Here is a 23,869-nt window from a genome sequence, read left to right as displayed (position 1 = left end):
TCGTGCACTCCGCCACCTGCAATGCGTCTTTCATAAAAGCATGCCGAAGGCGGCGTCGGGGGCACCTGTAGCACTGCCCCGCGATACCGCCTCGACATAAGCGTCACTTATCCGCCACGACGCTTTTCAAGCGCGGCGATCAGTTCGCCCATATTGTTGAGATAGGTCGCCGTCGAAATGCCGATCACCGGCTTTTCGGCGTAATAGGGCGACGTGTCGTATTTGTCCCCGACCCGTGCGGTTTCATAGTCGCGCTTCGACGGCGCGTCGTCGGGATCGCCGGCATAGGGGTTGCTCGTCGCCTTGAGCTCGGTCGGCCACCAACCCTGCGCGTTCAATCGCGCGATCAGCGCACCGATATCCTGCCCCGCAGCGGCATCGTTCAAATCCGATGTGCCGGAGGTGTCGGTTTCGACGAAGCGGGGAAATGCCCTCGCCCGCGCATGAAAAAGCGGTGAATCAGCGCGCGCCTGTTCGGGCGACATCGCCTTCACCCGCGCATATTCACGCCGCAGCGCATCGACATCGAGATCGCGATAGGAGGAATAATGGCCGATCACATGATCGGGCTTGCTGCTGGTGTAATATTCGCCATTGGCCGAATTGGAGCCGCGCCGGTGGAGGTAAAGCGGCTTGCCCGTCCCGATTTCAATGAAAGTCGGATAGGCGCCCTTGGCCGTGGCCTGATCATCCGGCAATTTCACCGATTCAAGCCAATCGAGCGCTTTGGGTATCCGCGCCAGATAGCGGCTGTCACCGGTAAGGCGATAAAACCGCATCAATTGTTCAACAGCTGATGCCGTGGTGTGCGTCGCCAGCGCCTTGGGTTCGTAACTGCGCGCCGCTGCGGGTTCCAACGTCACTGGCGTGTACTGCAACGCCCAACCCGGCTGCGGCTCGCCCTGCTGGGTGAGCAGGTAGATGTCCATGCCGCGATAGATTGCGGGCAGCAGCCGTTCGTCAGACAGCGTCTGGAAACAGTCGATCAGGTAATCGACATTCTCCGCCGTCACATTGTCGTTGAACGTGATGTAGGATGTATAATCGGCCAGTCCGTGGTGCACGAATTCGTGCTTCAGCGGCCAGCGCTGCGGCCATCCGCCATTGGGATATTGGCTTTTCAGCACGAAGTCGATGTTTCGCATCACTTCGGCCTTGTATTTCGAATCGAATTTTTCGGCGTACAGGCGAAGGATGAATTTCATCGCCTGAGCGGTGCCGTCATCGTCGAAGGTGGCGTTGCCCCAATAATGCTGAAATTCCTCCATCCGCCACGCATTCTTGCCGATGGTGTCATAAAATTGCCGGGTCGACGCCTCACCCGCGAAATCGATGAAGTAATTCCAGCCGCCGGTGGAAATTTCCCCGGCAATCAATGCGTCGGCAGCCTTTTCTGCCGCTTCGTAATAATATTCGTCCCCCGTCGCATGATAGGCGTCAAGGAACAGATTCCCCATATCCGGCGTCCCCGGGGGCTGCACCCAGATCATGCTCGGCCTGGCTTCCAGTTCGCCCCAACGGCGCGACATATCCGGCAGGTACGACCAGACATACCCGCCCCTTGTGCTGACATCCTCCACCATGAATCGGGTAGCGCGTTTCATCGTATCCAGAATTTGCTGGCGGCTGGGCGTCGCCTGTTGCGCGGCTGCCGCGGCAGGCGGTGTGGCAAACGGTGTCGGCGCGATTGCCAGTGCCAATGCCCCCAACCCGACATTCAGTCGATTCCATCCAGCCCGTTTCGACACTTCGCTCTCCTTTTCTGCCATTTTTGCGGCGGTGCCCGGCCTTGCCAGCCCATAAGGGAAAAGAACTGGTAACCGGTGTCATCATTCGTTAGGCCTAAGACAGAATCAGCACGATGACAATGCACCGATTGACGTGCAGTATCGGAGCGAAAACGACAGCCGGCACCACGACCGGCAAAACAGTATCGGTGAATGCCGGTGCGAGGGAGAGATATGCTGCGAACGGGACGACGCGAGTTCGTATTGGGTTCCTTGTGCATGCTCGCGGCATGCAACCGCGCGCCGCGCACGCAGATGTTTGCGAACGATACGCATCCGGCGGATTATCCCACGGTTCGCGCGGTGGAGTATTTCGGCGACCTGATCACGCGGCGCAGCGACGGGCGCCTGTCAATAAAGATGTTCGCTGGCGGACAGCTCGGTTCGGAGCGTGATACGCTCGAAATCACGGCGTTCGGAGGGTTGGATATCAATCGCGTCAACATCGCGCCGTTAAACGCGATCGAACCGCTGACGATGATCCCGTCACTTCCTTTCCTCTTTGATTCTATCGCGCATAGCCGACGCGCGCTTGATGGGGCACCGGGCCGTGCGATCCTCGAATCGCTGGCTCCGCACGGGCTGATCGGCCTTTGCTATTATGATTCGGGCGCGCGCAGCTTTTACAATACACATCATCCCGTTCGGACACCTGACGATATGCGCGGATGGAAATTCCGCGTCCAGAATTCCGACCTGTATGTCGGCATGATCAAGGCGCTGGGAGCCGACGCAACCCCGATGGGGCTTGGCGAAGTGTATCAGGGCCTTGTGCAGGGAGTCATTGACGGGGCGGAGAACAACTGGCCTTCCTATCAATCAGAACGGCATTTCGAAGTCGCGCCTTTTTACAGCGAAACCCAGCATGTGATGGCGCCCGAAGTGCTGCTGATGTCGAAGGCGCGCTGGGACAAACTGTCGTCATCCGACCGTGAAATCATCATCGAAAGCGCACGGGAATCGGTCCCTTATATGCGCAAGCTATGGGATGCGCGTGTTATCAGCGCCCGCAAGGACGTGATCGCGGCGGGTGTGAAGGCGAACCCGGTCGATCGCGCATCGTTTCGCGCGCTCACGCACCCGTTATGGGATCGCTTCGTGACCAGCGATCACGGCCGCGCACTGGTCCGGCAAATTCAGGACATGGGAGAAGGCGATGCGTGACCCGATGGGGCCATGGCCCGCACGCGGCAGCAGCTTCATGCTTTGCGCAGGGGCGGTCGGACTGATCGCGATGACAGCGATCATCGGGTATCAGGTATTCGGGCGCTATGTCCTTCGCGCCAGCCCCTCTTGGGCGGAGGAAGCCTCACTCCTTTTGATGATCTGGTACGTCTTCTTCGCCGCTGCCGCTGGCGTGCGCGAACAGTTTCATATCCGTATCACCGCGCTGGAAAATGTGGTGGCACCAGAAATCCGGCGCGCGATGCGCTTTTTTATCCATGCCTGCGTGGCACTTGCCGGTCTTTCGCTCGCCATCTGGGGAAGCGAACTGGTCGCACTGACCTGGGGCCATGAAATTCCAACTCTGGGGCTGTCGCGCGGATTCGCATACCTGCCGCTGCCGCTTTCGGGCGTGCTGATAATCCTGTTTTCGATCGAACATCTGATGCGCGGCGATCCCGCCGGCGATTTTGAAGACGAAGCGAGCGCGGACTGACGCATGGCCCTGACAATCCTGATCCTCACGCTGTTCGTGCTCCTGGCACTCGGCGTTCCCGTGGCCTTCGCACTGATGGCCGCCGCGCTTGCCACCTTTGCGTGGCTCGACATCCCGATGGTCGTCGCGATGCAGCGTATGGCCGCCGGCATCAGCGTGTTCACACTAATGGCAATCCCGTTTTTCATATTCGCGGGCGATCTGATGTATCGCGCCGGTATCGCCCGTCGGCTGATGCAGGTTGCCGAAGCGATGTTCGGCCGCGCGCGCGGCGGGTTGGGCCAGGTCGATGTCGGCGCGTCGATGCTTTTTGGCGCGGTGTCGGGTTCGGCGATCGCCAGCGCCTCGGCGATGGGATCCACGCTCGTGCCGCTGATGAAGGAAAAGGGCTATGACGCCGATTACGCGGTCAACGTAACCGTAACCGCCGCGATCGTCGGCCTGCTGATCCCGCCCAGCCACAATATGATCATCTATGCCGCGGCATCAGGCACCGGCGTGTCGATCGGCGCACTGTTCCTTGCCGGCATCGTTCCGGGCGTCCTTACCGGCGCGCTGCTCATGGTCGTCGCCTGGCTCGTGGCGGTGAGGCGAAACTATCCGGCCGGCGTCTTCCCCGGCTGGCGTCCGTTCATCATTGCCTTTTTCGGCGCGGTTCCCGGTATGCTGACCGCGGTAATCATCATGGGCGGAATTTTAAGCGGGGTGTTCACCGCAACCGAAAGCTCAGCGATCGCCGTGATCTATACGATCGTCATCGGCGCGTTCGGATATCGCACGCTGGGATGGAAGGACTTTTTCGCTGCCGCAGTGCAATCGGTGCGAACCGCGGCGATGGTGCTGCTGATCATCAGCGCGGCCACCGCCTTTGGTTACGCGCTCGCAATTCTGGAAGTGCCAAAGCAATTGTCACAGGTGATGACAGCGATTTCGGACAACCCCGTCGCCATCCTGCTGATGATCAATGTCATGCTGCTGGTGCTTGGCACGTTCATGGACATGGCACCTCTGATTGTCATCACGACCCCGATCTTTCTTCCCGTCGTCATGCCGCTGGGCATCGATCCAATTCATTTCGGCGTTATCATGATTCTCAATCTAGGCATTGGCCTTGTCACGCCGCCGGTTGGATCAGTGCTTTTCGTCGGTTCGGCAGTGGGCAAAATTCCTGTAGAGCGCGCTGTAAGAACGATCTGGCCGTTCTATGGCGCGCTTGTCATCGCCCTTATCTTCGTCACCTATATCCCCTGGCTTTCCATGGCGCTGCCGCATGCATTCGGGGAGTAACGCCGTCCTTGCGAGCGCCACGCCGTTACGTCATTGCTGAACGCCATGCGGATATTCGACGCACATCAGCATTTCTGGACGATCGGCGGCCCGGGTCAGTCCTGGCCGGATGCCGATTGGCCCGAAATCCATCGCGATTTCGGCCCCGATGACCTTCGCGATGCAACGCAGGGTCTTGATCTTGCCGGAACCATCCTTGTCCAATCCCAGGCCGATGATCGCGACACCGACTGGATGTGCGAAACCGTCGGTCGCGATTCGCTGGTGCGGGGGTTGGTAGTCTGGGCCAACCTTGCGAGCGAGGACGCGCCCGAACGCATCGCGCTGCTCGCGGCACGCGAAAAGGTGGTGGGAATCCGCCCGATGCTTCAGGCGATCGATGACAGCGACTGGATCGACAGCGAAGCGCTGCACCCCGCGATCGCCACGATGGTGGCGCATGGCCTGCGCTTCGATGCGCTGGTGCAACCGCGTCACCTTCGCGCGCTGCAGCGCTTCGCCTCAGCTTGGCCCGCCTTGCCCATCGTCATCGATCATGGCGCCAAGCCCCCGGCAGCTTCCGGCCAGCTGGAACCATGGCGATCCGACCTCGCCGCACTCGCAGCGCTACCCAATGTCTGGTGCAAACTGTCCGGACTTCGCACCGAACAGGCGCCGGGACAGGACCCTGCCGCGCTCGCCTCTTATGTCGATCAAATTTTGACGCTGTTCGGCGAACGGGTCATGTGGGGCAGCGACTGGCCCGTCCTGCTGCATGCGGGTGACGCGTATCGCGACTGGGTGCGCGACGCGTACGCGCTAGCTAGAAACAACCAACGGTTTGACGAGCAACGACTGTTCCTCGATGCCGCGCGAGAATTTTACGGTCTGGATCGTTGAATATCGGTGCCATTTCCAGCCGATATCCTGTTGATTTCGCTTTATATCTCGATCGGTGTTGCGCCGTATCATGCTAAGATGAGGGTTGAAGACCAGTGATAATTTCTTCCACGCTGGACTTTCGTGAAGCGGCGAAGCGGCGTCTGCCGCCGTTTCTCTTCGATTATGCCGATGGCGGCGCCTATGCCGAACGCACGCTTGCCCGCAACGTCGCGGACCTTTCCGATATCGCGCTTCGCCAGCGTGTTTTGCGCGATGTCGATGATCTGGACCTTTCAACCGACTGGTTCGGCAAACGCATGCCGCTGCCGGTGGCGCTCGGACCCGTCGGAATCAGCGGAATGTACCGGCGTCGCGGAGAGGTGCAAGCGGCGCGTGCGGCCGCGAAGGTCGGGGTGCCATTCTGCCTTTCCACGGTCGGGCTGTGTTCGCTGGACGAAGTGACCCGCGCCGTACCCTCGCCGATCTGGTTCCAGCTTTATGTCATTCGCGACCGCGCCTTTATGCGCGACCTGCTCGCTACCGCACGGGAGAAAGGGGCTGAAGCGCTCGTCTTCACGGTCGATATGCCGGTTCCCGGCGCGCGATACCGCGATGCGCATTCGGGCATGTCCGGCCCGAACGCACCGCTGCGCCGGGTGATGCAGGCGATCACGCATCCACGCTGGGCCTGGGACGTCGGATTGCATGGCCGTCCGCACCGGCTGGGCAATCTTGAACCGGTGCTGGGCAAGGCAAGCGGGATGAACGATTATATGGGCTGGCTGGGCGCGAATTTCGATCCGTCGATCGCCTGGAAAGACCTCGACTGGATACGCGCGGAATGGGACGGTCCGTTGATCATCAAGGGGATTCTCGATCCCGACGATGCGCGCGAAGCGGCGGCGATCGGGGCCGACGGCATCGTCGTATCGAACCATGGCGGACGGCAGCTGGACGGCGCATTGTCCACCGCCCGCGCCCTGCCCCCCATCGCCGATGCGGTGGGCGACCGGCTGACCGTATTGGCGGATTCGGGTGTTCGCTCCGGGCTGGACGTGGTTCGCATGCTCGCGCTGGGGGCACGCGGCGTGCTGCTCGGCAGGGCGTGGGTCTATGCCCTGGCCGCCCGTGGCGAAGCCGGCGTGTGCCAGCTTCTCAACCTGATCGAAAAGGAGATGCGGGTTGCGATGGCACTGACCGGCACGCGCACGATTGCTCAGGTCGATTCGTCGCTTCTTGCCTGAAAATCCAGGCAGCGGACGGGACTGTACACAGACATAAGATCAAAGGAAGGATGCATGGCACAACTCAGCTTACACCCCGACCGCCTTTTCCCGGCCGAAGCGACGACGCGTGCCATCGCACGCCGGCTTTATGCGGAGGTCGCCGACCTGCCGATCATCAGCCCGCACGGACATACCGATCCTGCCTGGTTTGATGAGAACAAGCCGTTCACGGATGCGGCCAGCCTGCTTATCATTCCCGATCATTATGTTTTCCGCATGCTGTTCAGCCAGGGGGTGAAGCTGGAAGAGCTTGGCGTGCCGCGCGTCGATGGCGGTTGGACCGAGGGCGACCACCGCGCGATCTGGCGCCGCTTCGCCGAAAAATATTATCTGTTTCGCGGCACGCCGTCGCGCATGTGGCTCGACTGGGTATTTTCCGAAATGTTCGGAATGACCGAGCTTCTGAACAGCGACACCGCCGACCTTTATTATGATGCGATCGGCGACGCACTTGCCACCGACGCATTTCGCCCGCGCACCTTGTTCGAACGGTTTCGGATGGAGGCCCTTGCCACCACCGAAAGCGCGCTCGACCCGCTCGATCATCATCGTCGTATCGCTGAAAGCGGGTGGCGGGGACGCGTTATCACTACCTATCGGCCCGACGCGGTCGTCGATCCAGAATATGAAGGCTTTAGCGAAAATCTCGTAACGCTGGGAGAAATGACGGGCGAAGATGTGGCGACCTGGCAAGGCTATCTGAACGCGCACAGAAACCGTCGCGCCTATTTCCGAGAGGTCGGCGGCGCCACGGCAAGCGATCACGGGCATCCCACCGCTAGGACCGCCGACCTTTCCCCCGCCGAGGCGCAAAGCCTGTACGCCAAGGTTCGCTCAGGCGATTTCACCCCGGCCGAGGCGGAACTGTTTCGCGCCCAAATGCTTACCGAAATGGCGCGCATGAGCATTGAGGACGGTATGGTGCTGCAAATCCATCCCGGATCACACCGCAACCATAATGACATGGTGATGAAGGCATTCGGCCGCGACAAGGGCGCCGATATCCCCACCCAGACCGATTATGTCGAAGCGCTTCAGCCGCTGCTCGGCCGTTATGGGTCGGATCCTGCGCTCAGCATCGTGATCTTCACGCTGGACGAGGACAGCTATAGCCGCGAACTCGCCCCGTTGGCGGGTCATTACCCGGCGTTGAAATTGGGGCCGCCCTGGTGGTTTCATGACAGTCCGGAGGGGATGCGCCGCTTTCGCGAGCGTGCGACCGAAACCGCCGGTTTCTACAACACGGTCGGGTTCAACGACGATACCCGCGCTTTCCTGTCAATTCCGGCGCGCCACGATGTCGCGCGGCGTATGGACTGCGCTTTCCTCGCCCGGCTGGTCGCGGAGCACCGGCTTCCGGAAGACGAAGCGCATGAGGTCGCCCATGCGCTGACCTATGGTCTGGTCAAAAAAGCGTACAAGCTGTGATGCAGCGCCTTTCCACCGCTACGCTCGACAGCCTTCCCAACGATGTCGTGCGCCCGGCCTATGATCGCGCCGAAGTGCGTCAGGGTGTCGTGCATCTGGGCATCGGCGCGTTTCACCGCGCGCATCAGGCCGCAATATTCGACGCGGCGCTCAGCAGCGGCGATCTGCGCTGGGGCATTACTGGCGTTTCGTTGCGATCTGGGGGCGTTCGTGACCAGCTCGCCCCGCAGGACGGGTTGTACAGCCTTGTCGTGCGCGATGGGGAGGCGCAGCATATCCGTGTCATCGGCGCGGTGGATACGGTTCTGGTCGCGCCCGAAAACCCGGTCGCAGTGGTCGACAGTCTGGCAGCGGCCGACACGCATATCGTGACGCTAACGGTTACCGAAAAGGGCTATAAGCTCGATCCGGCAACCGGACGGCTGCGTGAAGATGACGCCGATGTCGCCGCGGACCTTGAAAGCCTTGATGCGCCGCGCACCGCTCCGGGGTTTCTCGTGGCAGCACTTGCCCGGCGAAAGGCGGCCGGACTGCCGCCTTTCACTGCGATCAGTTGCGACAATCTGCCCCATAACGGTCAACGATTACGCATGGCGGTGCTCACCATGGCGCAGGTGTATGACGCCGAACTGGCCCGCTGGATCGAGGCGGAGTGCGCCTTTCCGCAAACCATGGTCGATCGCATCGTACCCGCCACCACGTCGCCGGATGTCGCTTCCGTATCCGACACTTTGGGGGTGGAGGATTGCGGCATGGTCAAGACCGAACCGTTCCTTCAATGGGTGATCGAGGATCATTTCGCGGGTGAGCGGCCCGACTTCGCTTCACTTGGCGTACAATTGACCGACTCGGTGCCGCCCTGGGAGGATGCGAAGCTGCGCCTGCTCAACGGTGCGCATTCGGGGCTCGCCTATCTGGGCGGGTTGGCCGGCGTCGATTATATTCATCAGATGGTGGCGCATCCCGAAGTTCGCGGCTTTGTCGAGCGCTTGTGGGATGAAGCACAGGCGACCCTTTCACCGCCGCCGGGGCTCGACATTCGGTCCTACCGCAACGAACTGATGCGCCGGTTCGAAAACTCAGCCCTGCAACACCGAACCCGCCAGATTGCGATGGACGGATCGCAAAAGCTGCCGCAACGTTTGCTCGCCACCATTGCGGCACGGAGCGAGGAAGGGTTCACCTCGCCCGCGCTGTCGTTGGCGGTTGCGGCGTGGATGCGATGGCAGAGCGGGATCGATGATGCGGACGAGCCTTTCGTCGTCGATGATCCGCTTGCCGGTCAAACCGCAGCGGCGCTGAAAGATTGCTCCGATAGCGCGGAACGCGTTCGCGCCTTGCTGGCGATCGGGGCGATCTTCCCCGCTTCACTTGCCGCCGACACTCATTTCGAACGTGCGCTTATCAGTTGGCTGTCGCTGCTTGAGCAAAAAGGCGCACTGGCGACGATTGCCGAGCTTTAACCCTGTCGACACGGGCGGGGCCCGCCGGCCCCCGCCCGCCCGGTCTCAATTCTTGCGGACCAGCTCTTCGTTGATTACCAGCGCGACCAGCGTGAGCACCGCGCCGGAGAGCAGATATCCCCCTGCGGCGAGCAGGCCGAAATTGGTCGCCAGAAACAGCGCTGCCAGCGGCGCGAAACCGGCACCGAACAGCCATGCAAGGTCGGAGGTCAGCGCCGAACTGGTATAGCGCGCATTGCCCGAGAAATTGGAGGCGACCGCACCCGAACTCTGCCCGAACGACAGGCCGAGAAGCACGAAACCGACGATCATATAGGTAATTTCGCCCAGATTGCCCGAATCGAGCATTTGCGGCGCGAATCCACTGAATACCGCGATTGCGGCCGCCCCTGCACCAAGAAGCGCGCGGCGTCCGAACCGATCAGCAAGATAGCCAGATGCGATGATCGCGCCGACGCCGAATACTCCGGCCACGGTTTCAATGAGCAGAAAGCGCGACGGCACCTCGCGGGTGAACAGGAAAATCCACGACAGCGGGAACACGGTCACCATGTGGAACAGCGCGAAGCTGGCCAGCGGAGCGAATGCGCCGATGATGATGTTGCGCCCTTCCTGACGGACAGTGGACAGCACCGGCGCAGGCTGAAGGTCGCGGCTTTCGAACAGATGCGCGTAATCGGGGGTGCTGACGATACGCAACCGCGCGAACAGCGCCACGACGTTGATCGCGAACGCCACGAAGAACGGATAGCGCCAGCCCCAGCTGAGAAAATCGCCCGCCGACAGCGTGCCGACGAAATAGGCGAACAGCGCGCTCGCCACGATCATCCCGATCGGCGCGCCGAGCTGCGGCACCATGGCATACCAGCCCCGCCGGTTTTCGGGCACGTTGAGCGCAAGAAGCGAGGCAAGCCCGTCCCATGCGCCGCCAAGCGCAAGCCCCTGACCGATGCGGAAAATGCACAGCAGCAGGATCGACCACCAGCCCACATCGTCATAGGAAGGCAGGAAGGCGACCCCCACGGTCGAGACGCCCAGCAGGAACAACGCCACCGTCAGCTTGGTACCGCGACCGTGATTGCGGTCGATCGCCATGAAGATCAGCGATCCGATAGGACGCGCGATAAAGGCAAGCGCGAACACCGCGAACGAATACAACGTGCCGCGAAGCGGATCGGCAAAGGGGAAGACCAGCGCCGGAAAAACCAGAACCGAAGCGATGGCGAACACGAAGAAATCAAAGAATTCCGACGTGCGCCCGATGATGACGCCGATCGCGATCTCGCTGGGCGACACCTTATGATCGCGCGCGTTTACACGCCGGGCATCCCGCTCGATATGCTCAGAATTCAACGCCTGTTCTGCTGCCATGTAAAACCTGCTCCGGACGGCCGCGGGCGCGCAGGAGTTTCCCGCGCGCCGACAGCCGCAAATAATATAACGCAAAGCGCCCGATACCGTATGCACGACAATTACGGGATTGGACAAAATGTCCAATGTCGCGGTGCGGCAATTGCCCGTAAGGCCCCGCACCATGACAGCATTTCCGTTTCACCACGCGCGGGGCCGGCTCCTCGCGTCGATTGCCGCACTTGGCCTGATGCCGCTTGTCAGCGGCTGCAGCGCCGTGGTGCTGAGCCCGTCGGGCGATGTCGCGCAGCAGCAGCGTGACCTGATCATCATCGCAACCGTTCTGATGCTGATCATCATCGTGCCGGTGATGGTTCTCACCGTGCTGTTCGCCCGCAAATATCGCGCAGGCAGCGAAGCGTCCGAGGCCGAATATGATCCCGACTGGGACCATTCGACCGGCCTTGAACTGCTTATCTGGTCGGCCCCGCTGCTGATCATCATCTGCCTTGGCGCGGTTACCTGGACCAGCACGCACCGGCTTGATCCCTATCGGCCGATCGAACGACTTCAGCCCGGGCGGCAGATCGACAAGAACGTCAAGCCGCTCGACGTGCAGGTCGTTTCGCTCGACTGGAAATGGCTGTTCATTTATCCCGAATACGGCATCGCCACGATTAACGAGGTCGCGGCACCGGTGGATCGTCCGATCACTTTCCACCTCACCTCTTCATCGGTCATGAACGCATTCTACGTGCCCGCGCTTGCCGGGATGATCTATACCATGCCAAGCATGGAGACGAAGCTGAACGCCGTGATCAACAAGCCCGGCGACTATGAAGGCTTCAGCGCGAATTTCAGCGGCGACGGCTTTGCGGACATGGATTTTCGCTTCCACGGCCTGACCGACGCCGACTTCGACAAATGGATCGCCACTGCGCGCCAGAGCGGCCGTAAACTGGACGAGGCCGGTTATATGAAACTGGCCCAGCCGAGCGAGGACGAACCAGTCACGCTGTATTCCGGTGTCGCTCCGCAACTGTACGACAAGGTCATGAACCATTGCGTAGCGCCCGGGTCGATATGCATGCGCGACATGATGGCCGCCGACGCCGCAACCGCGGCCGGTGGTGAGGAAAATGGCGGTGCTACCAATATGCGCGGCATGAATATGCAGCGCCCCGCGGAGGGACCCAAAGCGAACCCGGCAGCCAATGCTACTGCATTGCTGCCGCTGCGCGGAGCCGGTCTTGTTCCGCCGGGACGCAAACAGGCGCCCACGATGACCGCCGAGGCATCGTCCTCCACGCCCGTCGCCGACAAACTTTGAATCTGGTATCCATCATGTCCCATGCACCGCTTACCACTAATCCCATTTTCGGCCGGCTGACGTTCGAATCGCTGCCGTTCCACGAACCGATCCTGATCGTGACTTTCATCGGCGTGGTGCTTGGCGCCACTGCGGTGCTGGGCGCCATCACCTATTTCAAATGGTGGGGCATGCTGTGGCGCGACTGGTTCACCTCGATCGATCACAAGAAGATCGGCATCATGTACATGGTGCTGGGCCTGATCATGTTCTTGCGCGGCTTTGCCGACGCGTTGATGATGCGCGCGCAGCAGGCGATCGCGTTCGGCGACAATGCCGGATACCTGCCGCCCGAACATTATAATCAGATATTCACCGCGCACGGCGTCATCATGATCTTCTTCGTGGCGATGCCGATGGTGACGGGGCTAATGAACTATGTCGTCCCGTTGCAGATCGGCGCGCGCGACGTGTCGTTCCCCTTCCTTAACAATTTCAGCTTCTGGATGACCGCGTCCGGTGCGGTTCTGACGATGATCTCGCTTTTCATCGGGGAATATGCGCGGACCGGCTGGCTCGCCTTTCCGCCGCTGTCGGACATCACCGCCAGCCCCGGAGTGGGCGTCGATTACTATATATGGGGCCTGCAGATAGCGGGTATCGGCACCTTGCTGTCGGGCGTGAACCTGATCGCGACGATCCTTAAGATGCGCGCGCCCGGCATGCGCCTGATGAAGATGCCGGTCTTCACCTGGACCGCGCTCGCCACCAACGTCCTGATCGTCGCCTCCTTCCCGGTTCTGACCGCCGTTCTCGCGCTGCTCAGCCTCGACCGTTATGTCGGAACGCAGTTCTTTACGAACACGCTGGGCGGCAACCCGATGATGTACGTGAACATGATCTGGATCTGGGGCCATCCGGAGGTTTACATCCTCATCCTGCCCGCATTCGGCGTATATTCGGAAGTCGTCTCGACCTTCTCGGGCAAGCGCCTGTTCGGCTATACCTCGATGGTCTATGCCACGATCGTCATCGCGATCCTCGCCTATCTCGTCTGGCTGCATCACTTCTTCACCATGGGGTCGGGTGCCAGCGTCAACAGCTTCTTCGGCATCACCACGATGATCATCTCGATCCCGACAGGAGCGAAGATGTTCAACTGGCTGTTCACCATGTATCGCGGGCGAATCCGGTTCGAACCCCCCATGATGTGGGCGCTCGCCTTCATGCTCACCTTCGTTATCGGCGGTATGTCGGGCGTGATGCTGGCGGTTCCCCCGGCGGACTTCGTCCTCCACAACTCGCTGTTCCTGATCGCGCATTTCCACAATGTCATCATCGGCGGCGTGCTGTTCGGCATGTTCGCGGCGATCAACTACTGGTGGCCGAAGGCGATGGGTTTCACCCTGAACAAGACATGGGGAATGCGCTCGTTCTGGCTGTGGGTCAGCGGTTTCTATTTCGCTTTCATGCCGCTGTACGTGCTCGGCCTGATGGGCGTTACCCGCCGCATGCAGCATTTCAACGATCCGTCGCTGCAAATCTGGTTCGTGATCGCCGCCTTCGGTGCAGTGCTGATTGCCGGCGGCATTGCCTGCATGCTTATCCAGTTCGCGGTGAGCATCCGCGATCGCAAGGACAATATGGACATCACCGGCGATCCCTGGAACGGCCGCACGCTCGAATGGTCGACCTCCTCGCCACCGCCCGACTATAACTTCGCCTTCACGCCGGTCGTGCATGACAGCGAAGCCTGGTGGGACATGAAGCGCAGCGGCTATGAACGTCCGCGCGAAGGCTTCCAGGATATTCACATGCCCAAGAATACGGCAGCGGGCATCATCCTGGCCGGCATCAGCGTGGCGTTCGGCTTCGCAATGGTCTGGCACATCTGGTGGCTGGCCGCGCTGGGCTTTGTCGGCATGATCGTCGTCGCCATCGGCCATACGTTCAATTATGACCGCGACTATCACATCCCTGCGCGGGAAGTGGTCGAGACCGAGGACGCGCGCACCAGCGCTCTCGCAGCGCAGGGTTAAGGGTTTTCATGAGCACCACGACACCATCCCTCTACGACGGCGATCGTCCGCTGTTCCACCTGGCCGAAGAGCCGCATCATCCCGACGGGCACAGCACCATGCTGGGCTTCTGGCTGTATCTGATGAGCGACTGCCTCATCTTCGCCGCCCTGTTCGCGATGTATGCGACAACGGCGCAGAGCTTCGGCGGCGGGCCGGGGCCCAAGGAACTGTTCGAACTGCCGCTGGTCGCGCTCAATACCGCGATGCTGCTCTTCTCCTCGATCACCTACGGCTTTGCCATGCTGGTGATGGAAAAGGGCAACAAGGGCGCCACGCTGTTGTGGCTCGCGATTACCGGTCTGTTCGGCGCGGCGTTCCTCAGCATCGAACTGTACGAATTCTCCCACCTGATCCATGAAGGCGCGACGCCGCAATCGAGCGCGTTCCTGTCATCCTTCTTCACGCTGGTCGGCACGCACGGCCTGCACGTGACGGTGGGTATCGTCTGGCTGATTACGCTGATGGTGCAGGTCGGCCGCAAGGGGCTGATCCCCGCCAACAAGCGCCGCCTGATGTGCCTCAGCATGTTCTGGCACTTTCTCGACGTCGTATGGATCGGCGTCTTCACCTTTGTCTATCTGATGGGAGTCGCCCGATGAGCGCCACCCCCGCCGAAACGCACGGTCACGCCGCGCACGACCACGATCATGACGCCCATCACGGGCATGAAGAACCGCACGGCTCCTTCAAAGGCTATATGATCGGTTTCATCCTGTCGGTCATCCTGACAGCGATACCGTTCGCACTGGTGATGACCGGCGCGCTGGACAAGAATTCGACTGTGGTCGCGATCTTCGCCATGGCGGTGGTCCAGATCTTTGTTCACATGGTGTATTTCCTCCATATGAACACGAAGACGGAGGGGGGCTGGTCGATGCTGGCGCTGATCTTCACCATCGTGTTCGTTCTGATCACCCTCGCCGGGTCGATCTGGGTCATGTATCACATGAACACCAACATGATGCCGATGACGCCGCGACAGGCCGCCGCCCAATTCGGCGGATGATCCGCGGCCGCACCGGCTTTGGCCTGTTACTGGCGCTGCTCGCGCTGATATTCGCGGCGCTGATCGCGCTGGGTATATGGCAGGTTCACCGGCTGCACTGGAAAGAGGCGCTGATCGCCCGGGTCGATGCCCGGGTGACGGCGCCGCCCTCCCCCGCTCCCGGTCCCGCACAATGGCGCGATATAAACGCGAAGCGCGCCGAATACCGCCATGTCCGGGTGACGGGGCGCTATCGCAGCGGCAGCGACACGCTGGTTCAGGCCGCTACGGATCTCGGATCGGGTTTCTGGGTATTGACGCCCTTTGAAAGCAGGCGCGGCTTCACTGTTCTTGTCAATCGCGGGTTCGTGCCCGATCGGAAAGCGGTCACAACGCCCGGCGGACAGCGGACGATCACCGGGCTGTTGCGCATCACCGAACCGGGCGGCGGCTTTCTGCGTTCGAACCACCCCGGCGAGGATCGCTGGTATTCGCGCGATGTCGCAGCCATTGCCAGAACGAGAGGCCTGGGTACGGTTGCACCCTATTTCATCGATGCCGATAAAGGGCAGGACGATGCCAGCGGGCCGGTCGGCGGGCTGACCGTCATCCGCTTTCCAAACAACCATCTTGTCTATGCGATCACATGGTTTGGCCTTGCGCTGATGACGCTGGCCGGTACGGCGCTGTTGATCCGGGAGCGGTTCCGGCCCCAAAAGGACTGATGGCCGAACCACGCGCAAAACGGAGGGATCCGAGCGGCACCGACAATATGCGTCAGCTGATTGCGCTGCGCTGGCTGGCGGTGATCGGGCAATATGCCACGATCCAGCTCGTTTTTTCGATATTGGGCGTACCGCTGCCCATCGTCGCGATGTTTGCGATCGTCGGCGGACTGGTCGCGCTCAACATCTCCAGCATGATCGCGCTGCGGCGCGGCTGGCGCGTGGGCGAGCGCGAACTGCTCATCGCGCTTTTGCTCGATGTCGCCGCGCTGACCGGTCTGCTCTATTTTGCGGGGGGCGCGACCAACCCGTTCGTATGGCTGTTCCTGTTGCAGGTGGTGCTGGCGGCGGTTCTGCTGCGCGTGCTTTCCGCCTGCATCGTCGTGTCGGTTACCAGCGCAGCGTTCATCCTGCTCGCCGTCGTGCATTATCCGCTGATGCTGCCGCAGCACATCACGGTGGGATTGTTCGGCCTGTATGTCCTTGGCTCGCTCATCAGCTTCGCGCTTATCGCGGGGCTGCTTTTGCTGTTCATCACCCGGATCAACTACAATCTTCGTTCGCGCGACGCGCGGCTGGCCGCAATGCGACAGCAGGCGGCGGAGGAAGATCACATCGTCCGAATGGGCTTGCTCGCTTCGGGCGCGGCGCATGAACTGGGTACCCCCCTGGCATCGCTGTCGGTGATCATCAACGACTGGGGCCGGATGCGGCAGTTAACCGACAACCCGGCGCTTGCCGAGGAACTGGAAGAGATGCGAGTCGCCGTCGAACGGTGCAAGGCGATCGTCAGCGGCATTTTAATGTCTGCGGGCGATCCGCGCGGCGGCGATATCGCAATCACCACCGCCGGGGCGTTTTTTGCCGACGCGCTGGAGGAATGGCGACGACGACACGGCAGCGATTCGCTACGTTTCGACAACCGGTTGTCGACCGATCCCCGCATCGTTTCGGACAGCACCTTGAAGCAGATCGTGTGGAATATACTCGATAACGGCCGCGAAGCATCGGGAAATACGGTGAGCGTTATCCTGAACCGAAAGGACGAACTGCTCACGCTTTCGGTGATCGATGACGGCCCGGGGTTCGATCGAGCCATTCTCGACAATCTTGGAAAGCCCTATCAATCGACAAAGGGACGGCGCGGCGGCGGGCTGGGGCTGTTTCTGGTTGTCAATGCCATGCGCAAGATGGGCGGCTGGGTCGATGCGCGGAATGATCCGTCGGCGGGCGCGATCGTTACGTTGGTATGGCCGCTCGACATGCTGGAATGGACCGAGGATTGACCGACAAGAGCTCCCCCACCCTTCTGATCGTGGAAGACGATACCGATTTCGCGCGGACACTCAAACGCTCGTTCGAACGGCGCGGCTATACGGTGTCACTCGCTGCCGCCCCCGGCGAGGTCGATGCGATGCTGGCGCATGGCGCGCCCGACTATGCCGTGGTCGACCTGAAACTCGGCGCGGAGTCGGGCCTGCCATGTGTGAAGACGCTCGCATCCAGCTCCGCCGATACCGTTATCGTCGTACTTACCGGCTATGCCAGCGTCTCGACGGCGGTCGAGGCGATCAAGCTGGGGGCCACCCATTATCTTCCCAAACCATCCAACAGCGACGATATTGAAGCGGCGTTTACGAAGGCGGAGGGCGACAGCGCGGTATCGGTGGGAGAACGCGAGACAAAGTCGGTAAAAACCCGCGAATGGGAGATTATTCACCAGACGCTCGCCGAAACCGGATTCAACATTTCCGAAACCGCCCGGCGACTCGGCATGCATCGGCGAACGCTGGCGCGAAAGCTGGAAAAACGCCGCATCGAATAGCCATCGCGTCGCGGCATCAGAGTTTGCTTGACGCTGCTTCGGTCAAGCAATTACGTTATCGCTAACAAACAAAGGTGGTGACAAGGTGAGCGATAGCGATTGGGGCAGGCTGGAAGCATCGCTTCCGGCCGATTGGCGTGAAGCGAAACTCCTCGGCCGGATCGATATGGGAGAGGGTCCCTCACCCGTTCTGATCGCGGCTGGCGAGGTTTACGATATGAGCCGCGCGGCGCCGACGGTGTCGATGCTGATCGAAGACGGACGCTGTGACGCTGCCGCCGGAACCGCGCTCGGCCCCTTGGAAAAACTCGGCCTGTCAGCGGCGCACGACGCCCCGTGCCGGTTGCTTTCGCCCATCGACCTGCAATGCGTCAAAGCGGCGGGCGTCACCTTCGCCATCTCCGCGATCGAACGCGTCATAGAAGAGCGTGCGCGCGGCGATTCGGGCGCGGCGCAAGCCATTCGCGACAAGCTGGAAGATCGCATCGGCGGATCGATCCGATCGGTCGTGCCGGGATCGAAAGAAGCGATGGCATTGAAGGCCACGCTGATCGAGGACGGCATGTGGTCGCAATATCTGGAAGTAGCGATCGGGCCGGATGCGGAGATTTTCAGCAAATCTCCCGCCTTGTCCACTGTCGGCTGGGGCGCACATATCGGGGTACGGTCCGATTCCGCCTGGAACAACCCGGAACCGGAGGTCGCGCTGCTGGCTGACGCGCACGGCAATGCGGTGGGGGCGACGCTGGGCAACGACGTCAATCTGCGCGATTTCGAAGGGCGCTCCGCACTGCTGCTCAGCAAGGCGAAGGACAATAACGCTTCGGCTTCGCTGGGTCCGTTCGTCCGCCTGTTCGACGATGCCTTCACGCTGGACGATGTCCGGCGGTGCGAAGTGACGCTGCGCATCGAGGGTGAAGACGGCTATATTCTCGACGGCGTCAGTTCGATGTCGGAAATCAGTCGCGATCCGGCCGATCTGATGCGGCAGGCGATGAGCGAGCATCACTATCCCGACGGATTCATCCTCTTCCTGGGCACGCTGTTCGCACCGGTGCAGGATCGCGACAATCCCGGCCGCGGTTTCACGCACAAGATGGGCGATGTCGTCACCATCCGTTCGCAGCGGCTCGGCGCGCTGGTCAACCCGGTGACCACATCGAAGGACGCGCCGCCCTGGACGATGGGTATCGGCGCTTTGATGCGCAATCTGGCCAGACGCGGCCTTCTTGCCTGATCTGCGCGCACGGCCCGCCATTGCCCCTCGAAATTCTTTTACGCTTAAGGAAACACCATTGTCACAACGCGCCGTCTATCCCAGCCTGCAGGACAAGAGCGTGCTGATCACCGGGGGCGGATCGGGGATCGGCGCCGGGCTGGTCGAGGCATTCGTCGCGCAGGGCGCACGCGTGGCGTTCATCGATATTGCGCGCGACTCCAGTGAGGCACTGGTAGCGCGGCTCAGCGACGATGCCCGTCACGCACCCGCGTTTCACGAATGCGACATCACCGATCTCGACCGGTTCAAGGCGGCAATCGCGCAAATCGAACAAGCGGCCGGAAAAGTGGACGTGCTCATCAACAACGCCGCCAATGACGATCGCCATTCGATCGGGGACATCACCCCCGAATATTGGGACGACCGCATGGCGGTGAACCTGCGTCATCAGTTTTTCGCAACCCAGGCGGTCGTACCCGCGATGCGGCGCGCGGGCGGTGGCTCGATCATCAATATGGGGTCGATCAGCTGGCATCTCGGCCTGCCCGACCTCATCTGCTATCAGACCGCGAAGGCGGCAATAGAAGGGCTTACCCGGTCGCTTGCGCGCGATCTCGGCCGCGACAAGATCCGGGTCAACACGATCGTTCCGGGCAATGTCAAAACGCCGCGGCAGGAAAAATGGTACACGCCCGAAGGCGAGGCGGAAATTGTCGCCGCACAATGTCTGGACGGGCGTCTTCATCCGCGCGATATTGCGGCCATGGCACTGTTCCTTGCTTCCGATGACGCGTGGCTGTGCAGCGCGCACGACTATTTCGTCGACGCCGGCTGGCGCTGAGGCAGTGGGAAGCGAACCGCATCTGGTACTCGCTGTCGGCGCCACTCTTGGCGAAGGGCCGGTATGGGTGCCCCGCGACAACGCGCTGTGGTTCGTCGACATAAAATCGCGGCACGTTCATCGCTTCGATCCAGCATCGGGCGATGCAAAGCGATGGGACGCACCGGGAGAGATAGGCTGGGTCCTTCCCGCCAGTGACGGCGGCTTCGTCGCTGGTGTGGCGGATGGCCTCTACCGTTTCGAGCCGGAGGGCGAAGGCTTCGCCAAACTGCGTGACGCCGAACCCCATCTGCCCGACAACCGGCTGAACGATGCGGCCACCGATCGGCAAGGCCGCATCTGGTTCGGGTCGATGGACAATGGTGAGGAATTGCGAACCGGAAAGCTATACCGCTTTGAAGACGGCATTGTGGTCGATAGCGGGCTTGCCCCCGTAACGATCACCAACGGCCCGGCTATCGCGCCCGATGGAGGGACGCTGTACGCGGTCGACACGATGGGTAAGCAAATCCACGCACACACCATCGCCCATGACGGCACCCTGTCGGACGGGCGGTGCTTCATCGCATTCGACGACAGCGTGAAGGGCAATCCCGACGGCGCGATCTGCGATTCACAAGGCGGTGTCTGGGTCGCATTTTATGGCGGCTGGGCGGTACGCCGCTATGACAGTTCGGGCACCCTAACCCATCAGATTGATTTCCCGGTGGCCAACATTACCAAGATCGCGCTCGGCGGCGAGGATGGATGCGATGCCTATGCCACCACCGCGCGCAAGGGGCTGAACGATGCCGAACTGGCGCAGCAGCCGCTGGCCGGACATCTGTTCCATTTTCGCGTCGATATTCCGGGAATTCCGGTCACATCGGCCAATGTGAAACCATAACGATCCGGTCGCGAACCGATCGAGGAGGAGAGAGGCGGGAATGAATACGGAAACCATGGGCGAAGAGCGCCTGAATCGCGGGCTGATCGCGCTAATCGTGATCGTCGCGACCATCGGCGGGTTCATGTTCGGCTATGATTCAGGCGTCATCAACGGAACCCAGGACGGACTCAAAGCGGCTTTCGACCTTGGCGAGGTGGGACTTGGTGTCGCGGTCGCTGCACTGCTGCCCGGCTGCGCGGTCGGCGCGTTCCTGGCCGGGCGACTGGCCGACAGCATGGGCCGGCGCAACGTAATGATGCTTTCGGCACTCGTCTTCATCATCTCCGCCTTCGTCGCGGGTGCCGCATCATCGGCGACGATGTTCATCATTTCGCGCGTCGCGGCCGGTCTTGCGGTTGGTGCTGCCAGTGTGCTTGCACCCGTTTATATCAGCGAAGTGACCCCTGCGGCGATACGCGGGCGGCTCGCCACGCTACAGCAGATCATGATTATTTCCGGCCTGACCGGCGCGTTTCTGGTCAATTACTGGCTGGCCAGCACGGCGGGGCATTCGACCGCAATCTTCTGGTGGGGCTATCCGGCCTGGCGCTGGATGTTCTGGGCACAGGTTATTCCCGCCGGAATCTATCTGCTTACGCTGTTCCTGATACCGGACAGTCCGCGCTTTCTGGTGATGCGCGGCAGATATGCCGAAGCGGAACAGGTTCTGGGCCGAATTCTGGGCTTCGGCGTTGCAAAACAGAAAACGGACGAAATCCGCGCATCGCTGTCGAAGGATCAGCACCGCCCGCGAATGTCGGACCTGATCGACAGGAACAGCGGTCGCGTTCGCAAGATCGTGTGGGCGGGAATCGGCCTTGCCATTTTCCAGCAATTCGTCGGCATCAACATCGTTTTCTATTACGGATCGGTGCTTTGGCAGTCGGTGGGCTTCAGCGAAAACGATTCGCTGCTCATCAACATCCTGTCCGGCGCGCTTTCCATTCTGGCATGTCTCTTCACGGTTTTCACGGTCGACAAGATCGGGCGCAAACCGTTGCTGCTGATCGGTTCGGCGGGGATGACGGTCACGCTGGCCGTAGTCGCGGCGATGTTTTCGACCGGCAGTTTCGTCGACGGGTCGCTGCATCTTTCAGATGCGAACGGCACCGTCGCGCTGATCGCGGCCAATTTGTACGTCATTTTCTTCAACGGCAGCTGGGGGCCGGTGATGTGGGTGATGCTGGGCGAAATGTTCCCCAATCAGATCCGCGGGTCGGGCCTTGCCGTCGCGGGCTTTGCTCAATGGGCGGCAAATTTCCTGATCAGCGTCAGCTTCCCCGCGCTGGCCGCCGGTGTCGGCCTGCCGGTGACCTATGGCTTTTACGCGACGGCGGCGTTCCTGTCCTTTTTCTTCGTTCGCGCGATGGTCAATGAAACCCGCGGACGCGAACTGGAGGAAATGGAGGGATAATCTCGTTCGGGCGCGGCGACGGCTGCCCGTCGCCGCGTTCCGAGGCTTATCGTAGCGGTAATATATTCGCTCTGTTCAGCGCGACCGCCCGGAGGACGGGCGACGGCGCGGCGCGGCATCCGACTGACGCCGGATCAGATCGAAATTCAGCTGCAGCTTGTTGCCTTGGGTATCGTCGCCATTGCCGCCCAGCATGCGCACCAGCAGGTCGACCGCAGCGCGCGCCATTTCGGCAATGGGCTGACAAATGGTTGTCAGTTCCGGCCAGATCGCGGTGGCGAGCGTCGTATCGTCGAACCCGCACACGGTAAGGTCGCCCGGCACGTCCAGCCCGCGGCGATGCGCCACCGCCACGGTCGCTGCCGCCATATCGTCATTTCCCGCGAAGATCGCGGTTGGCGGATTGTCGGCGTCCAGCAGTTCTTCGGCCCCATCAAGGCCGGACCGATAAGTGAAATGCCCCTGCACGATCAGCGATTCATCGCGCGCCACCCCGGCAGCCTCAAGCGCGGCGCAATATCCCTCCAGCCGCAGGGCGCTGACTGAAAGCGCCGAATTTCCCTTGATGAACCCGATCCGCCGATGGCCCAGCGCCAAGATGTGATCGGTCATCGCGCGCGCCGCCGCGAAGTCGTCGATACGCACCGTGTTCAGCGCGCCGTCCGGCTGCCCCGTCCCCACCAGGACGAAGGGAATACCACGCGCCTGCACCAATTCCAGAAGCGCGGGCGAATCGCACAATGGCGGCGGCAGCAGCAGCGCGTCGATCCCGCTGTTGATCAAATGCCGGGCGACCTCAAGTTCATGGTCCCCCAGTTCGCATTTTTCGACGACCAGTTGGACATCGCTTCGGCTTGCCTGTTCAAGGCTGCCGACCAGAAATTCGCTCAGATAATTGGCGCTGGGGTTGCTGTAGAGCAGGCCGATGCGGCGTTTCATCGCTCCGGCCAGCGTCCGCGCCGCCGAATTGGGCTGATAATTAAGCTGCGCAATCGCCGCCTTCACCGCTTCTCGAGTAGACGCGCGTACATTGGTTTCGGCGTTTATGACCCGCGACACCGTCATCGCCGACACCCCGGCGACACGCGCGACATCGGCTATGGTCGGAGCGCCATTCGCCCCGCTCCCGCGTCGCCGCTGTCTTGTCGTGGCCATGGCGCATTCCCCCTTACACAACGCAGCCCTGCACGGCAGGACAGATCACACGCCATGCAACAGGAACGCGCTTCCCGTCCAGTGTGGACCGCCTTCGTACAGAAGCGGCCTGGCCAATTCCGGCAGCGCTATCAAAGCGTCACACGAGGCTGGCCGATCTCTCCGACCACCGAATATCCGCCCCGCCCCGCCCGGCATGACGGTTGAATGCGTTCCGCCACCGCTTACCTAGTCTGACGAACGCTAACATGAGGGAGATCGAGTA

21 protein-coding genes are annotated in these 23,869 nt (G+C 61.3%); 18 read left to right on the top strand and 3 right to left on the bottom strand.

Annotated elements, in window-relative coordinates:
* Positions 1 to 107: 107 nt before the first annotated feature.
* Positions 108 to 1,748 (bottom strand): pectate lyase, encoded by a 1,641-nt coding sequence (locus tag KY084_RS12110; protein WP_219238735.1) that lies wholly within the window; start codon positions 1,746 to 1,748, stop codon positions 108 to 110.
* Positions 1,749 to 2,042: 294 nt separating this feature from the next.
* Between KY084_RS12110 and KY084_RS12105 the strand changes: the two genes are divergently transcribed.
* The 7 genes from KY084_RS12105 (at position 2,043) to KY084_RS12075 (ending at position 9,772) form a co-directional block, all read left to right on the top strand.
* Positions 2,043 to 2,951, top strand: a complete 909-nt coding sequence (locus tag KY084_RS12105; RefSeq protein WP_219238734.1) for a TRAP transporter substrate-binding protein — start codon at positions 2,043 to 2,045, stop codon at positions 2,949 to 2,951.
* Positions 2,944 to 3,447 carry a TRAP transporter small permease gene (locus KY084_RS12100; protein ID WP_246587087.1) on the top strand — a complete coding sequence of 168 codons (504 nt, stop codon included), beginning with the start codon at positions 2,944 to 2,946 and terminating at the stop codon, positions 3,445 to 3,447. Before KY084_RS12105 ends, KY084_RS12100 begins: the two co-directional genes overlap by 8 nt.
* A gap of 3 nt (positions 3,448 to 3,450) precedes the next feature.
* Entirely contained in the window at positions 3,451 to 4,734 is a 1,284-nt protein-coding gene (locus KY084_RS12095) for a TRAP transporter large permease (RefSeq protein ID WP_219238733.1), read from the top strand.
* 45 nt (positions 4,735 to 4,779) lie between these two features.
* Entirely contained in the window at positions 4,780 to 5,613 is an 834-nt protein-coding gene (locus tag KY084_RS12090; RefSeq protein ID WP_219238732.1) for an amidohydrolase family protein, read from the top strand.
* Positions 5,614 to 5,708: 95 nt separating this feature from the next.
* Positions 5,709 to 6,839, top strand: a complete 1,131-nt coding sequence (gene lldD, locus KY084_RS12085) for an FMN-dependent L-lactate dehydrogenase LldD (RefSeq protein WP_219238731.1) — start codon at positions 5,709 to 5,711, stop codon at positions 6,837 to 6,839.
* A 54-nt stretch (positions 6,840 to 6,893) separates the two neighbouring features.
* On the top strand, positions 6,894 to 8,309 hold the full coding sequence (uxaC, locus tag KY084_RS12080; protein ID WP_219238730.1) for a glucuronate isomerase: 1,416 nt from the start codon (positions 6,894 to 6,896) through the stop codon (positions 8,307 to 8,309).
* Positions 8,309 to 9,772, top strand: coding sequence for a mannitol dehydrogenase family protein (locus KY084_RS12075; protein ID WP_219238729.1), 1,464 nt, complete (start codon positions 8,309 to 8,311; stop codon positions 9,770 to 9,772). Before uxaC ends, KY084_RS12075 begins: the two co-directional genes overlap by 1 nt.
* Positions 9,773 to 9,817: 45 nt before the next feature.
* On the opposite strand, the gene KY084_RS12070 is transcribed toward KY084_RS12075, so the two are convergent.
* Positions 9,818 to 11,143: an MFS transporter gene (locus KY084_RS12070; RefSeq protein ID WP_219238728.1), complete on the bottom strand. Its 1,326-nt coding sequence runs from the start codon at positions 11,141 to 11,143 to the stop codon at positions 9,818 to 9,820.
* A 163-nt stretch (positions 11,144 to 11,306) separates the two neighbouring features.
* Here KY084_RS12070 and cyoA point away from each other — a divergent pair, with 163 nt between their 5' ends.
* The 11 genes from cyoA to KY084_RS12015 all read left to right on the top strand — a co-directional run bounded on the left by cyoA (position 11,307) and on the right by KY084_RS12015 (position 22,449).
* Complete coding sequence (gene cyoA, locus KY084_RS12065) at positions 11,307 to 12,452, top strand: ubiquinol oxidase subunit II (protein WP_219238727.1); 1,146 nt, start codon at positions 11,307 to 11,309, stop codon at positions 12,450 to 12,452.
* A 14-nt stretch (positions 12,453 to 12,466) separates the two neighbouring features.
* Positions 12,467 to 14,470, top strand: coding sequence for a cytochrome o ubiquinol oxidase subunit I (gene cyoB / locus KY084_RS12060; protein ID WP_219238726.1), 2,004 nt, complete (start codon positions 12,467 to 12,469; stop codon positions 14,468 to 14,470).
* 8 nt (positions 14,471 to 14,478) lie between these two features.
* Positions 14,479 to 15,111, top strand: coding sequence for a cytochrome o ubiquinol oxidase subunit III (gene cyoC, locus KY084_RS12055; RefSeq protein WP_219238725.1), 633 nt, complete (start codon positions 14,479 to 14,481; stop codon positions 15,109 to 15,111).
* On the top strand, positions 15,108 to 15,518 hold the full coding sequence (cyoD, locus tag KY084_RS12050) for a cytochrome o ubiquinol oxidase subunit IV (RefSeq protein ID WP_219238724.1): 411 nt from the start codon (positions 15,108 to 15,110) through the stop codon (positions 15,516 to 15,518). The genes cyoC and cyoD overlap by 4 nt, the downstream gene beginning before the upstream one ends.
* The gene (locus tag KY084_RS12045; protein ID WP_219238723.1) at positions 15,515 to 16,222 is read left to right on the top strand and encodes an SURF1 family protein; all 708 of its coding nucleotides are present in this window, start codon (positions 15,515 to 15,517) and stop codon (positions 16,220 to 16,222) included. The genes cyoD and KY084_RS12045 overlap by 4 nt, the downstream gene beginning before the upstream one ends.
* Positions 16,223 to 16,269: 47 nt before the next feature.
* Complete coding sequence (locus KY084_RS12040; protein WP_219238722.1) at positions 16,270 to 17,508, top strand: ATP-binding protein; 1,239 nt, start codon at positions 16,270 to 16,272, stop codon at positions 17,506 to 17,508.
* Positions 17,505 to 18,047 carry a response regulator transcription factor gene (locus KY084_RS12035; protein WP_246587086.1) on the top strand — a complete coding sequence of 181 codons (543 nt, stop codon included), beginning with the start codon at positions 17,505 to 17,507 and terminating at the stop codon, positions 18,045 to 18,047. The genes KY084_RS12040 and KY084_RS12035 overlap by 4 nt, the downstream gene beginning before the upstream one ends.
* 166 nt (positions 18,048 to 18,213) lie before the next feature.
* Positions 18,214 to 19,284, top strand: coding sequence for a fumarylacetoacetate hydrolase family protein (locus KY084_RS12030; RefSeq protein ID WP_219238778.1), 1,071 nt, complete (start codon positions 18,214 to 18,216; stop codon positions 19,282 to 19,284).
* Between the two features lie 58 nt (positions 19,285 to 19,342).
* A complete protein-coding gene (gene xylB, locus KY084_RS12025) occupies positions 19,343 to 20,107 on the top strand; it encodes a D-xylose 1-dehydrogenase (protein WP_219238720.1) in 765 nt (254 codons plus the stop codon).
* Positions 20,108 to 20,111: 4 nt separating this feature from the next.
* Positions 20,112 to 20,993 carry an SMP-30/gluconolactonase/LRE family protein gene (locus tag KY084_RS12020; protein ID WP_343228007.1) on the top strand — a complete coding sequence of 294 codons (882 nt, stop codon included), beginning with the start codon at positions 20,112 to 20,114 and terminating at the stop codon, positions 20,991 to 20,993.
* 40 nt (positions 20,994 to 21,033) lie between these two features.
* Complete coding sequence (locus KY084_RS12015) at positions 21,034 to 22,449, top strand: sugar porter family MFS transporter (protein ID WP_425516737.1); 1,416 nt, start codon at positions 21,034 to 21,036, stop codon at positions 22,447 to 22,449.
* Positions 22,450 to 22,524: 75 nt separating this feature from the next.
* Here KY084_RS12015 and KY084_RS12010 read toward each other — a convergent pair whose 3' ends face one another.
* Positions 22,525 to 23,604: a LacI family DNA-binding transcriptional regulator gene (locus tag KY084_RS12010; RefSeq protein ID WP_219238719.1), complete on the bottom strand. Its 1,080-nt coding sequence runs from the start codon at positions 23,602 to 23,604 to the stop codon at positions 22,525 to 22,527.
* Between the last annotated feature and the right edge of the window lie 265 nt (positions 23,605 to 23,869).

The organism is Stakelama flava (assembly GCF_019351405.1).
GTDB classification, from domain to species: Bacteria; Pseudomonadota; Alphaproteobacteria; order Sphingomonadales; family Sphingomonadaceae; genus Sphingomonas; species Sphingomonas flava_A.
Note: the sequence above shows the minus strand (reverse complement) of the source record. Positions and strands in the feature narration are given on the sequence as shown.